At 69.6% G+C, this 12998-nt stretch carries 14 protein-coding genes; 6 read left to right on the forward strand and 8 right to left on the reverse strand.

Annotated features, from left to right (window positions below; all coding sequences use genetic code 11):
- Nucleotides 1–2: 2 nt before the first annotated feature.
- From IE302_RS40275 to IE302_RS40295, 5 genes are read left to right on the forward strand one after another with little or no spacing between them, the layout of a single operon-like run.
- Nucleotides 3–296 (forward strand): urease subunit beta, encoded by a 294-nt coding sequence (locus IE302_RS40275; RefSeq protein WP_191259723.1) that lies wholly within the window; start codon nt 3–5, stop codon nt 294–296.
- On the forward strand, nt 296–2017 hold the full coding sequence (locus IE302_RS40280) for an urease subunit alpha (RefSeq protein WP_191259724.1): 1722 nt from the start codon (nt 296–298) through the stop codon (nt 2015–2017). The genes IE302_RS40275 and IE302_RS40280 overlap by 1 nt, the downstream gene beginning before the upstream one ends.
- Before the next feature lie 13 nt (nt 2018–2030).
- Entirely contained in the window at nt 2031–2705 is a 675-nt protein-coding gene (locus tag IE302_RS40285) for an urease accessory protein UreF (protein ID WP_191259725.1), read from the forward strand.
- Nucleotides 2695–3402, forward strand: coding sequence for an urease accessory protein UreG (ureG, locus tag IE302_RS40290; protein WP_191259726.1), 708 nt, complete (start codon nt 2695–2697; stop codon nt 3400–3402). The genes IE302_RS40285 and ureG overlap by 11 nt, the downstream gene beginning before the upstream one ends.
- A complete protein-coding gene (locus tag IE302_RS40295; RefSeq protein WP_191259727.1) occupies nt 3399–4127 on the forward strand; it encodes an urease accessory protein UreD in 729 nt (242 codons plus the stop codon). The genes ureG and IE302_RS40295 overlap by 4 nt, the downstream gene beginning before the upstream one ends.
- Before the next feature lie 108 nt (nt 4128–4235).
- Here the strand turns inward: IE302_RS40295 and IE302_RS40300 are convergent, their stop codons facing one another.
- Nucleotides 4236–5327 carry a lipase family protein gene (locus IE302_RS40300; RefSeq protein ID WP_191259728.1) on the reverse strand — a complete coding sequence of 364 codons (1092 nt, stop codon included), beginning with the start codon at nt 5325–5327 and terminating at the stop codon, nt 4236–4238.
- Nucleotides 5328–5418: 91 nt separating this feature from the next.
- Here IE302_RS40300 and IE302_RS40305 point away from each other — a divergent pair, with 91 nt between their 5' ends.
- Nucleotides 5419–6039: a TetR/AcrR family transcriptional regulator gene (locus IE302_RS40305; protein WP_191259729.1), complete on the forward strand. Its 621-nt coding sequence runs from the start codon at nt 5419–5421 to the stop codon at nt 6037–6039.
- An 82-nt stretch (nt 6040–6121) separates the two neighbouring features.
- On the opposite strand, the gene IE302_RS40310 is transcribed toward IE302_RS40305, so the two are convergent.
- Genes IE302_RS40310 through IE302_RS40340 form a run of 7 tightly spaced genes read right to left on the reverse strand, consistent with a single transcriptional unit; the run spans nt 6122 to nt 12984 of the window.
- The gene (locus tag IE302_RS40310; RefSeq protein ID WP_191259730.1) at nt 6122–6715 is read right to left on the reverse strand and encodes a GTP-binding protein; all 594 of its coding nucleotides are present in this window, start codon (nt 6713–6715) and stop codon (nt 6122–6124) included.
- Complete coding sequence (locus IE302_RS40315; protein ID WP_191259731.1) at nt 6693–7073, reverse strand: DUF742 domain-containing protein; 381 nt, start codon at nt 7071–7073, stop codon at nt 6693–6695. The genes IE302_RS40310 and IE302_RS40315 overlap by 23 nt, the downstream gene beginning before the upstream one ends.
- 20 nt (nt 7074–7093) lie before the next feature.
- The gene (locus IE302_RS40320; protein ID WP_005156032.1) at nt 7094–7519 is read right to left on the reverse strand and encodes a roadblock/LC7 domain-containing protein; all 426 of its coding nucleotides are present in this window, start codon (nt 7517–7519) and stop codon (nt 7094–7096) included.
- Entirely contained in the window at nt 7516–10236 is a 2721-nt protein-coding gene (locus IE302_RS40325) for a sensor histidine kinase (RefSeq protein ID WP_191259732.1), read from the reverse strand. Before IE302_RS40325 ends, IE302_RS40320 begins: the two co-directional genes overlap by 4 nt.
- A gap of 2 nt (nt 10237–10238) precedes the next feature.
- Nucleotides 10239–11027: an ABC transporter ATP-binding protein gene (locus IE302_RS40330; RefSeq protein ID WP_191259733.1), complete on the reverse strand. Its 789-nt coding sequence runs from the start codon at nt 11025–11027 to the stop codon at nt 10239–10241.
- Nucleotides 11024–11983: an ABC transporter permease gene (locus IE302_RS40335; protein WP_191259734.1), complete on the reverse strand. Its 960-nt coding sequence runs from the start codon at nt 11981–11983 to the stop codon at nt 11024–11026. The genes IE302_RS40330 and IE302_RS40335 overlap by 4 nt, the downstream gene beginning before the upstream one ends.
- Entirely contained in the window at nt 11980–12984 is a 1005-nt protein-coding gene (locus IE302_RS40340) for an ABC transporter substrate-binding protein (RefSeq protein ID WP_191259735.1), read from the reverse strand. The genes IE302_RS40335 and IE302_RS40340 overlap by 4 nt, the downstream gene beginning before the upstream one ends.
- Between the last annotated feature and the right edge of the window lie 14 nt (nt 12985–12998).

Genomic DNA, 12998 nt, shown 5'->3' on the forward strand with positions numbered 1-12998 from the left:
GAGTGCGACCAGGAGAGATCATCACCGGCGACGGACCGGTCGAACTGAACCCCGGCAGGCCGCGCGTCCGGCTGCTCGTGCGGAACCTCGGCGACCGGCCCGTCCAGGTCGGCTCGCACTACCATTTCGCGGCGGTCAATCCCGGACTCGAATTCGACCGCGAGGCCGCGCGAGGACATCGGCTCGACATCCCCGCGGGAACTTCGGTGCGTTTCGAACCGGGCGTCGAACGCGAAGTCGACCTCGTCCCGCTGGCCGGGAACCGCGCGGTGCCCGGATTGCGCAAGGAGTCCTGATGCCGTCGATCGATCGCGAGCGCTACGCCGAACTGTTCGGCCCGACGACCGGCGACAGGATCCGCCTCGCGGACACCGATCTGCTCATCGAAGTCACCGAAGACCGCAGTGTCGGGCCGTCCGGCAGCGGCGACGAGGTGCTGTTCGGCGGGGGCAAGGTCATCCGCGAATCCATGGGCCAGGGCATGGCGACCCGGGCCGAAGGCGCGCCGGACCTGATCATCACCGGCGCGGTGATCCTGGACCACTGGGGCATCGTCAAGGCCGACGTCGGGGTCCGCGACGGCCGGATCGTCGGCATCGGCAAGGCAGGGAACCCGGACACGATGGACGGCGTGGATCCGGCGCTGGTCGTCGGCCCGTCCACGGAGGTGTTGTCCGGCAACGGGAAGATCCTCACCGCGGGCGGAATCGACTGCCACGTCCACTTCATCTGCCCTCAGCTGACCGACACCGCGCTGGCGTCCGGATTGACCACGCTGGTCGGCGGCGGCACCGGCCCGGTCGAGGGCAGCAAGGCCACCACGGTCACGCCCGGCGCGTGGAATCTCGGCCGGATGCTGCGGGCGATGGACGGCCAGCCGGTCAACGTCCTGTTGCTGGGCAAGGGGAACACCGTCCGGCACGAGGCGCTGCGCGAACAGCTCGCCGCCGGCGCGGGCGGATTCAAGCTGCACGAGGACTGGGGCAGCACCCCGGCCGCGATCGACGCCTGTCTCACCGTGGCCGACGAATCCGGTGTCCAGGTGGCGATCCATACCGACACACTGAACGAGGCAGGCTTCCTGGAGTCCACTGTGGACGCCATCGGCGGCCGCTCGATCAACGCGTACCACACCGAAGGCGCGGGCGGCGGGCACGCACCGGACATCATCCAGGTCGCCGGGCTGCCCAACATCCTGCCGTCGTCGACGAACCCGACGCGCCCGCACACCGCGAACACCCTCGACGAGCATCTGGACATGCTGGTCGTCTGCCATCACCTGAACCCGTCCGTCCCCGAGGATCTGGCGTTCGCCGAAAGCCGGATCCGGCCGACGACCATCGCGGCCGAGGACGTCCTGCACGATCTCGGCGCGATCTCCATGATGAGCTCGGATTCGCAGGCCATGGGCCGGATCGGCGAGGTGATCATCCGGACCTGGCAGACCGCGCACGTGATGAAGCGGCGGCGCGGCGCGCTGCCCGGCGACGGGGCGGCCGACAACCTGCGGGCTCGTCGCTATGTCGCCAAATACACCATCAACCCCGCGATCGCGCACGGGATGGACCGCGAAATCGGCTCGGTCGAGGTCGGGAAACTCGCGGATCTCGTGCTGTGGGAACCGAAGTTCTTCGGCGTCCGGCCGCATGTCGTGCTCAAGGGTGGCTTCCCCGCGTGGGCGGCGATGGGTGACGCGAACGCATCCATCCCGACGCCGCAGCCGGTGCTGGCGCGGCCGATGTTCGGGGCCGCCCCGGCGGTCGCGGCCGCGAGCAGCTTCCATTTCGTCGCGCCGGAAGCCATCGAGAACGGGGTGGCGGAACGGTTCGGCATCGCTCGCGAGCTCGTGCCGATCGCGAACACCCGCTCCCGAGGCAAGGCCGACATGGTGCTCAACGACGCCACCCCGTACATCCGGGTGGAGCCGGACAGTTTCGCCGTGCACGTCGACGGCGAGCTGATCGAACCCAAGCCGGTCACGGAACTGCCGATGACGCAGCGGTATTTCTTGTTTTAATGGACATTCTTCGATGAACACAGCCGCGCTCATCCTGGCCGACTCCCGCTTTCCCGGAGGCGGTCACGTCCATTCCGGCGGACTCGAAGAGGCCGTCACCCGGAAGCTGATCACGCACGAACGCGACCTGCCGGGCTTCCTCTCCGGCCGTCTGCGCACGGCAGGGGCGCTGGCCGCGGTGTTCGCCGCGGCGTCGGCGCACGCGGCCGCGCGTGAAGTCCGAAGTGGACACTGGAAGCGGCTCGACCTCGAACTCGACGCCAGGACACCGTCGCTCGCGCAGCGTGAGGCGTCCCGCGCGCAAGGACGCGGGACGGCGAGGGCGGGCAAGGCGGCGTGGCCGTCGCCGATGCTTTCCCAGCTGCTGAAGGAAACCCCGCGACCGCATCATCCGGTGGTAGTCGGCGCGCTGGTCGGGGTGCCGTTCGACGCGGCGATGGCGGTCGCGTACCTGGCGATCAGCGGTCCGGCGAGCGCGGCGGTCCGGCTGCTCGGGCTCGACCCGTTCGCCGTCAACGCCGTCGTGGCGCGGCTTTCGCAAGAGGTCCGGGACGTCTCCCTGCGCGCGGCCGAGGTCGCGGGGGACGACCCGGCGGAGCTCCCGGCGCCGGGGTCCCCGGCGCTCGATCTGTTCGCCGAGGCACACGCCCGGCATCACAAGGAAGAGGTGCGTCTCTTTGCCAGCTGAGCACGGTCATGGTCACGGTCACGTCCACCCGGTCAACTTCGACCCGACCGCAGCGGAACCCGACCACTACGATCAGGCGCCGACCGCGGGCCGCGCGTACCGGATCGGCATCGGCGGGCCGGTGGGCAGCGGGAAGACCGCGCTCACCGCGGCGCTGTGCCGGGCGCTCGGCGACGAGGTGAACCTCGCCGTCGTCACCAACGACATCTACACCACCGAGGACGCCGACTTCCTGCGCAAGGCCGGGGTGCTCGACCCGGAGCGGATCGAGGCCGTGCAGACCGGCGCGTGCCCGCACACCGCGATCCGCGACGACATCACCGCGAACCTCGACGCCGTCGAACGGCTGGAGGAGCGGTTCCCGGGGCTGGACCTGGTGATCATCGAAAGCGGCGGCGACAACCTCACCGCGGTGTTCAGCCGGGGCCTCGCCGACAGCCAGGTCTTCGTGGTCGACGTCGCGGGCGGTGACAAGGTGCCGCGCAAGGGCGGTCCGGGCGTGACGACGGCGGATCTGCTGGTGATCAACAAGATCGACATCGCGCATCTGGTCGGCGCGGACATGGACGTGATGACCTCGGACGCGCACCGGATGCGCGGCGAGCTCCCGGTGATCACTCAGTCCCTTGTGGACACTCCGAACGCGCCGGCGGTCGCGGACTGGGTCCGCTCGCTGCTCCCGGTCAACGCGGGGTGAAGGCGCACGCGCGGCTGACCGCCTGCTTCGAGGGCGGCCGGACCGTTCTACGTGAGCTGCGCTCGATGGCGCCGCTCACGCTGCTCCCCAAGCGGGGCAGCGGTGCGGCGGCGGTGGTGCACCTGGTCAACTCGGCGACGTCACCCTTGGGCGGCGACGAGCTGAAGCTGACCATCCGCGTCGGCCCCGGTGCTTCGCTGCGGCTTTCCGGGGTCGCGGCGACCATCGCGCTTCCCGGGTTGCACGGCGAGAGCAGCTCGTCCCTTGTGGACGTCGTCGTGGACGCGGGTGGTTCGCTGGAGTACCTGCCGGAGCCGACCGTCGTGACCGCCCGGGCGCGGCACTCGGCCGTGCTTCGGGCCGCCTTGGCGTCGGACGCGTTCTTGCATACGCGGGAAGTGCTCGTACTCGGCCGGGCAGGTGAGCGGCCGGGGTCCTTGGTGACCACGCAGCAGGTGACGCGGGGTGAAATCCCGGTGCTGCGGCAGACGCTGGAGATCGGAGACTCCACTTTGGACTCCAGTCTCGCGCATCTGGCCGGGCGGCGGGTGCTGGCGACCGATCTGGTGGTCGGTGGCCCCGCTCTTCCCGAAGCGTCGGGCGAGTGGTGGTCGCGGACACCGCTCGCCGCCGGTGGCACGCTGGTCACGTCGCTGGCGGCCGACGCTGTCACCGCGCTTCGCGCTTTCGACGACCGCGCCGGAATCCGTGACTCGCGTGCTTGAACCCGTGACTCGCGTGCTTGGAGGCGGAACTGCGTGATCCGCCTCCAAGCACGCGAGTCACGTGTCTGATCACGCGAGTCACGTCCCGGGTTACGCGTGCTGCCCCGGTCAGAACTTGGTGCCCAGCCAGGTCATCGCGACCGGGCCGCCCGCCGAGACACCGCCGATGTGTTCCAGCAGCGGGAATTCCTGCCAGGTGACGTCGGCGCCGAGGGCCTGGTAGCGGTCGCGCAGGCCCTTGCCGACCGAGAGCGGGATCAGTTCGTCCAGCGACGCGTGGTACAGGTAGACCGGCGCGCCCGGTTTGGTCTTGCCCGCCAGGTTCTCGCCGAGCCGGGCCTGCCAGCGCGGGTCCGAGGAAACGTTCGGCACGGTCGTGAAGTCGTTGAGCCGCGCGAAAGGCGCGGCCGCGCCGAGTTCGACGGTGCACGCTTCCTTGACCTTCGCGACGGCCTTCTCGCCCTTCGCGTTGAGGACGTCGTTGAAGGGCAGCTCCGGATACGCGGTCGCGTAGCCGACAGCCGCGCCGAGCACGAGACCGAACGCCGGTCCGCCGTCGTTGAACTTCAGGACCGCGTTCAGATCCGCCGGGACACCGCCTTCCGCGACGCCGACCAGGTTGACGTCGGGGGCGTAGGACGGTTGCAGTTCGCCGGCGAACGCCGCGGCCTGGCCTCCTTGGGAGTAGCCGAAAACGCCGACCGGGCCGCTCTTCGACAGCCCGGCTTCGGGAACCCGGGAGGCGGCACGGGCGGCGTCGAGGACGGCCCGGCCTTCCGACTGGCCGACGGCGTAGGTGTGCGTGCCCGGGGTGCCGAGGCCCTCGTAGTCGGTCACGACGACCGCCCAGCCGCGTGAAAGCGCCTGGCTCATCAGGAGGACTTCGTTCTCGGACCCGTTCGTCAGCCGGGTCGACGGCGCGCAGCGGTCGCCGAGACCGTGCGTGCCGACGGCGTAGCTGACCAGCGGGCGCGGTCCCTTCGTCCACGGTGCGGGCGGGACCAGCAGGATGCCCGACACCGTGTTCGGCTTCCCGGTGGCGGAAGTCGAGCGATAGGTGAGTTTCCACGCCTTCGCCGGGGCGGTGGCGACGACCCGTTTGTAGTCGACCAGGTCCCCGGGTGCGCTCGGCGCGGCTTGCGCGGCGGGCGCGCCGATCAGGGTGGCTGCGAGGGCTGAGACCAGAACTGTCCGAAGCACCGTTGCCTCCAGTTTGGTAATCGAGATTTTCGCAATGTAGGCGGTGTTGGTAGCATCTGGCAATCCCTGTTACCGAATCGGGGGAGGTCGAGTGGCCCGCACGTACGGCGGGGTCGCACCGGAGCAGCGGCGCGCCGAACGGCGTGAACGCCTGCTCACCGCGGCCCTGGACCTGTTCACCTCGACGGGCTACCGGCAGGCGAAGATCACCGAGTTGTGCACCCGGGCAGGCGTCTCCACGCGGAACTTCTACGAGGAGTTCGAGAGCAAGGAGAAGGTGCTGCTGACCCTGCACGAGCGCATCAACGCCCTCGCGCTGGAGCACGTCACCGGCACACTGGAACGGCTGGAAGACGCGGACGCGGTCACCCGGATCGGGACGCTGCTGGACGTCTTCGTCGGCACGGTGACCTCGGATCCCCGGATGCCGAGGCTGAATTACGTCGAGGCGGTCGGCGTCAGCGCCGCTTTGGAGGCGCAGCACCAGGAATGGGTCGACCGGTGGGCCGCGTTCATCGAAGCCGAGGCCCGGCACGCGGCCGCGCACGGGGTGGCGCCGGACCGCGACTACCACCTGACGGCGATCGCGCTCGTCGGCGCCGCGACCGGGCTGCTGCGCGAGTGGCAGGCGCACACCCCGCCGTTGCCTGTCGCCGAGGTCGCCGCCGAACTGCGCGCCCTGATGCTGGCCGCGATCACCCGGCCCGCCTGACCCCGCGTTTCGTCCTCTGAATGCGGTCGTTTCCCATCGCGAGTACCGCATCGCAAGTACCGCATTCAGAGGACGAAATGCGTCAGGAAGCGGCCGACGCCCGCCGGAAGGTGTTGTGCAGCACCGCCAGCAGCGCGTCCCGCACCGAAAGCCGCTGCCGCGCGTCGAACGTGATCAGCGGGACGTCCTCGCTCACCGCGAGCGCCCAGCGCACGTCTTCGAGATCGTGCTTGAGGGAGCCGTCGAAGACGTTCACCCCGACCACGAACGGCAGCCCGGCCTTCTCGAAGTAGTCGACAGCCGGGTAGCAGTCGTCGAGCCGCCGGGTGTCGACGATGACGAGCGCGCCCAGCGCGCCCAGCACGAGGTCGTGCCACATGAAGCCGAACCGGTCCTGCCCCGGCGTCCCGAAGAGGTACAGCTTCACCTCTTCGTCGATGGTGATGCAGCCGAAGTCCAGCGCCACCGTGGTGGTGGTCTTCGACGGCACCTCCCCGCCCGAGCCGTCGACGGCGGCACCCGCCGAGGTCATGGCGGCCTCGGTGGTCAGCGGTTTGATCTCCGAGATCGCGCCGACGGTGGTCGTCTTGCCGACCCCGAACCCGCCCGCGATGACGATCTTGACCGGTGTCGGCGGCTTGGCCGACACCGGTTCAGCGAATTGCTTCGAGTCCACGAATGACCCTTTCGATCATGCCGAGGTCCTGGGTGAAGGCTCCGGCCGGGCGACGCAGCACGACGTAACCGAGCGCGGCGAGATCCGCCACGAGCACCCGGGCCACGCCGATGTGCAGGCCGAGCATCGCCGCCACTTCGGCGACGGATTTCGTTTCCCGGCAAAGGGAAACGATCTCCCGTCGTTCGAAGGTGAGCCTCGCCTGTGACGCGGCGCCGAGCCTGCTCGTGAGCACCTGTGCCTCGATTTCGAGCGTGCCGTCCACCGGCTGCGCGCGGCCGGCGGTGAGCAGATACGGGCGCAGCGGTGAGATGCTCTGTTCGGAGCCTCTCGGCTGAGGTACCTGATCGTCGCTCATTCCCTTTTCCCCTCGTCAGTTCAGCTGCCGACGCTCTTCTTCAGTTCCTCGATCAGCGCGGGGGTGAGCACCTCGGTGGCGCGGTTGGCGAACATCGCCATCTCGTAGGCGATCGTGCCGAGGCTGGCCTGCTTGGTGGCGAGCACGCCGAGCGAACAACCGATGCTGATCGTGCAGACCAGCAGGTAGCCCTGCTCCAGCTCGATGATGATCTTGTCGGGCGACCCGAGCGGGTGGCTCTCGGAGACGCCGTGCGCCAGTCCGAGCATCGCCGAGCAGATCGCGGCCAGCCGGTCGGCGTTGGCGCGTTCCAGCTCGGACGACATCGCGATCAGCAGGCCGTCGGCCGAGACGGCGATCGCGCCCATCGCGCTCGCCGTGTTCTGTGCGAAGCGCGTCACCAACCAGTTGAAGTTCCGGGCTTCGACGCTGACTCCGGTCGTCATCTCTTGCTCTTCTCTCTCTGTTCCATCTCCGGGTTGACGGCTTTCTCCAACCCGTCACTGAAGGCGTCGAACGCGGCACGCTCGGCCTCGGGGTCACGCATGCCCTTGGGCTTGGTGGTGTTCAGTGCCGCCCGCGCGGTCTGGTGTCGCGCGGCCGGTCCTTTCGCCAGCCCCGGCGCCAGCTGGGCACCGGGGACCCGCCGGGTGAGACCGCCGCGCGAGGCGGCGGGCACCGGTGTCGGGGTCGGCATCGGCATGGGCATCGGGTTGCCCGCCGGCGGGCTCACCGGGGGCGGGGATGCTTGCGGCGGTACCGAATCTCTGGAAGACGACGTGGTGGCCTTCGCGAGCCCGGCCTCGAACCCGTCGAAGGCCGCTTTGGCCGCTTCTGGATCATGCCTGGACAACTGTCGCGACGGTGCGTCGGGGGCACCGGGGAGCTGCGCGCCCTTGACCCGCCGCCGCAATCCGCCGCGGGTCTCCCCGGAATCGGCGGTCAGCGTCGGCTTGGGCGCCTCGTACGCGGGCACCGGCGTGAGCGAGGGCGCGGGCGGCGGCGTGGGTTCCGGCATCGGCATCGGCTCCGGGATCTCCCCGTCGGTCTTGCGGAACCAGCGGAAGTCCCGCGGCGGCAGACCGTCGCGCGGGATCATCCCGGCGATCGCCAGCGTCGGCGGCTCGTGCGTGGACGCCTCGTCCCGCTTCCGGGGCTTCGGCTGAGACCGCTGTGGCTGTGGCTGTGGCTGCGGCTCGGGTTCGTCGCCCGGTTCCGCCGTCGGCCACGCCGGCGGCGCCGGGACGGACTTGGGCACGGGCGCCCGGTAGGTCAGCAGATCCGACGGGACGGTGATCCGCGCGGTGATGCCCGCGCCGGGTTCGGTCTCGGTCAGCTCGACCTTGAGCCCGTGCCGCCGCGCGAGCCGTCCGACCACGAACAGCCCGAGCACACTGGTCGGCGCCAGTTCAAGCCGCTCGCGTTCGACCAGCCGCCGGTTCTCCTCGGCGAGCCGTTCGGCGGTCATGCCGATGCCCTGGTCCACGATGACGATCAGGCAGGAGCCGTCGGGCAGGATCTTCGTGCCGACGTCCACAAAGGACTCGGGCGGGGAGAACGACGTCGCGTTCTCCAGCAGCTCGGCGAAGATCAGCACCAGATCCGAACCGAACGGCGACGAGAGCAGGAGGTCGCCCATCGAACCGAGCCGGACCCGCTGGTAGTCCTCGATCTCCGCGAGCGCCGAACGCAGCGCCGTCGACAGCTCGATCGGCCCGGAAATCCTTGCCTCGTCACGGTTTCCCGAAACGACGAGGAGGTTGTCCGCGTTCCGGCGCAGACGCGTGGAGAGGTGGTCGAGCCGGTAGAGGCTCGCCAGCAGCGCGACGTCCTGTTCGTTGCGCTCCAGTTCGTCGACCAGCGCCAGCTGCCTGCCGACCAGGTTCTGCGTCCGCTTCGCGACGTTGGCGAACATGAGGCCGACGTTGCGTCGCGTGACAGCCTGCCGTTCCACCAGTTCGGCCGCGGTCGCCTGGACCCGGTTGAACGCCTCGGCCAGCTTGCCGAGTTCGTCCTGGGACGACACGTCGATGGTGGCGAGCCGCGGCGCGAGTTCCTCGGCCTGCTCGGTGTCGGTGACGCGCACCAGTTCGGTGCTCGCGAGGTCGGCGACCGACGTCGCCGCCGTGGTCAGCTTCCGCAGCGGATCCGCGATCGACCGGCTGACCGCGATCGCGAGACCACCGACCAGCAGGAACAGCACACCGGCGCCGATACCGATCGTCCACGCCAGGTTCTGCGCGGCGTCCGCCCGCGCGGTCGCGGTGTCGGTGATGCCGGTGGTGACCGCGTCCTGGGCGAGCCGTCGCTGATTGGACTGGGCGTCGACGGCGCCGAGGATGTCCGGCAGCAGGTTCTGCACGGCCTGCGGGCCGCGGGCTTCCGCGATCTTCCCTTCCAGCGCGTCGACCCGGCGGCCCGTCTCGCCCTGCTCGACCGCGACGACCTGGGTGGCCTGGGTGACGTCGGCCTGCTGCACGAACCGTTCGAGGAACAGCGAAGACTGCTGTTTCGCGTCGGCGAGCACCGGCTCACCGGACTCGGGGGTGGCCAGCACGATGATCAACGCCATGCCGCGCAACGAGTTCTCCTCGTTCGCGCGCAGCAGCGCGTCGAGCGCGGTCAGCTGCCGGGTGCCCTCCGCGTCACTGGTCTGCTGCGGGACGAGGCGGAGCGAGTTGATGACCGCGTCGATCACCGCGTGATACGTCCGCGCCACGCTGTCCAGCGAGGCTCCGCGCCGGAGCGCGTTCTCCCGGATCTCGTTCAGCGACCCGATCCGCACCAGCGCCGCCGCGAGTTCCTCCGGCGCGTCGGCGGGCAGTTGCGCGCGTACCTGGTTCACCGTGTCCGCGACGACGCCCTGCTGCTTCACCATCGCGGAACTGCTCGCCGACGACGACGCGATGTAATGCGCCGTCAGCAGCCGTTCCCGCTGCAGTTCCCACGCCAGCGTGCCGAGGGCACGGGCCTGGGACGCGACGTCGGCGGTGGTGCGCGCGGACCGGGCGTCGTCGATCTCTCCGGCGACGTAAGGCACCGACACCAGGACCACGGCGGTCAGCGGCAGCATCAGGAGCAGGTTGAGCTTGCCCCGGATGCCGAGTCTGCCGAGCAACCCGGAACGCGGGGTGCGTTCCGGCCGGGTCTTCCCGTGCCTCATGGTCACCTTTCTTCTCGGCTCCGCCCGAGATGTCCGCGGTGCTGTTCCCGGACGAGGTCTTCGATGGACGCGCGCAGCGCGACGAACTCCGGCGCGCGTTTGACCGCGAGTTCGCGGTCTTCGGGCAGGTCGACCGCGATGTCGGCGGCCACCCGGCCCGGGTCCGAGGCCAGCACCACGACGCGCCGTCCGAGGAACACGGCCTCTTCGACGTCGTGCGTGACCATCAGCACCGTGGTCCCGGTGTCGGTCCAGATCCGGCGGATCAGGACCTGCATGTCCTCTTTCGTCTGGACGTCCAGCGCGCCGAAAGGTTCGTCCAGCAGCAGCACGTCGGGCTCGCCCGCCAGCGCCCTGGCGATCGCGACGCGCTGCTTCTGCCCGCCGGAAAGCTGTTTGGGCAAGGACTTCCGCAGGTGGTCGAGCCCGGTCTCTTCGAGGTACCAGCCGACCCGGCGTGCGCGTTCGGCCTTGTCGAGGCCGAGCAGTTCGAGTCCGAACGCGACATTGCTCTCCACCGTGCGCCACGGGTACAGCGCGCCGTGCTGGAACACCAGGCCGCGATCCGGGCCGGGCCCGGTCACGGCGTCGCCGTCGAGGGTGATGAGGCCTTCGGACGGTTCGGTCAGCCCGGCGATCAGCGAGAGCAGGGTCGACTTGCCGGACCCGCTCGCGCCGACCACGCAGACGAAGTCGCCGCGCGCGATGTCGAGGTCGATCCCGTCGAGCGCGCGGGTGGTCTTGCCGCGGACGGCGTAGTCCTTCGCGACGGCCTTCAGCTGGAGCGTCATGCGGCCCACTTCCCGACCCGGGCCCGCAGGAGCCGCAACGCGATGTCGATGATCAGTCCGAGCAGGCCGATCACGATCAGCAGCGCGAAGATCCGGTCGGTCTGGGTGAACCGCTGCGCCCGCATGATCCGCAGGCCGAGCCCGGCGGTGGCGTTGATCAGCTCGGCGACCACCACGAAGTTCCACGCGGCCGCGGCGTTGACACGGGTCGCGTCGAGCATGCCGGGCAGCGCGTGCGGGACGATCACCTTGCGCAGGACCTCGCCGCGCCGCGCGCCGAGCGTGTAGGACACGTCGATCAGCGAACGCGGCACGCCGCGGACGGCGTCGGCGGTCATCAGCGTGTTGAAGAAGACCGTGCCCAGGAACAGGACCGCGACCTTCGACGGCTCGCCGAGGCCGAGCCAGATCATCAGCAGCGGGATGAACGCGCTGGCCGGCAGGTACCGCAGCATCGCGATGACCGGTTCGAACAGCGCCAGTCCCGCGTTGAACGTCCCCATCACGATGCCGAGCGGGACCGACACGACGACCGCGAGCCCGAAGCCGAGCAGCACCCGCTGGGTCGTGGCCCAGAGGTCGCTGAACAGTTCGCCGGACTTGATCATCTCCAGCAGCGCGTCGAACACCGCGACCGGCGTCGGCAGGAACAGGGGCTTGATGGTGCCCAGCGCGTTCAGGGTCACCCAGATCAGCAGCGGGATCGCGAACGAGGCCACCGCCAGCGTCCACCGCCAGCGCGCGGGGATCGGTGTCCGGAGCGAGAACAGCGGGGACGCGTTCGGCTTGAGGCCCGCCCGGCGGGGCAGCGGCGCCCAGTCGGGTCGCGCGCCACTCCGCCGTCGGTTTTCCTGCGCTTCGGCGAGCCGCAGCTCGTCGTCGAGACGCCGCGCTTCGGCCTCGTCAGCGGCGTCCGTCCGCTGAGAGGCCTGCTTCGCCGCGTCCGTGGTGCTCACTTCACCGCCTTGACGTACTGGTCGTCGAACAGCGCGTCGAAGTTGGGCCGGTTCTGGGCGAGGCCGTTGGAGACGATGAAGTCGGCGATCTTGCCCGCCTGGAAGTTCAGGTGGGCGGGGGTGACGCCGGGGGTGAAGGCGTCGAGGTTCTGCTGCTTGGTGAAGATCGTGGTGCCCGCGTCGTAGGTCTTGTACTCCTCGATCGACACGGCGCCGCGTTTGGCCATGATCCTCACGGCCTCGTCCCGGTTCTGCTTGATCCACTCGATCGTCTCGAACCAGGTGTTCACCAGCGCCTGGACCTCCTTCTTGCGCTCCTTCGACATCTGTTCGGAGACGACCAGGTGGTCGGGGATGGCACCGGGGAACTCGGCGGACGTCGCGATCGCGCGGCTGCCGGGGCGCTCGAGCGCCTTCGTGGTGAAGGGGGCGAAGGCGGCGACGGCGTCGACCTGCTCGCCGACGAACGCGGCCGCGGCGGCGTCGGTCAGCAGCGGGACCAGCTCGACGTCCTTTTCGGTCAGCTTCGCCTCCTGCAGCGCGAGCAGCAGGAGGTAGTGGTCGACGGTGCCCTGCTCGACGGCGATCTTCTTGCCCTTGAGGTCGGCGACGCCGGTGATGCCCTGGCGGGCGATGATCTTGTCGTTGCCGGTCGAGTTGTCGTTGACCAGGACGACCGACAGCTTCGCGCCGCCGCTGACCGACGCGAGGGTGTCGTTCAGGGTCTGGCTGTTGGCGTCGATCGCGCCGGAGGACAGTGCGTTGATGCTCTCGGTGTAGCTGTCGAACCACTTCAGATCGACGGTCACGCCGTTCTTCTCGAAGAGGCCCTTCTCCTGGGCCACCGCCCACGGGAACCAGCCCGGCCAGGCGCTGTAACCGATGGTGACCTTGGTGCCGGAGGCCGCCGTGCTGTCGGAACATGCCGAAAGGGCGGTCACGCCTGCGAGCGAAATGGCGCACAACAACGCCGTCACGAGACGGCGGGAACGGGAAATCACAACGCACTCCTGGG

The sequence above is a fragment of the Amycolatopsis oliviviridis genome, from assembly GCF_014654365.1.
In the GTDB taxonomy this organism is placed as follows: Bacteria; Actinomycetota; Actinomycetes; order Mycobacteriales; family Pseudonocardiaceae; genus Amycolatopsis; species Amycolatopsis oliviviridis.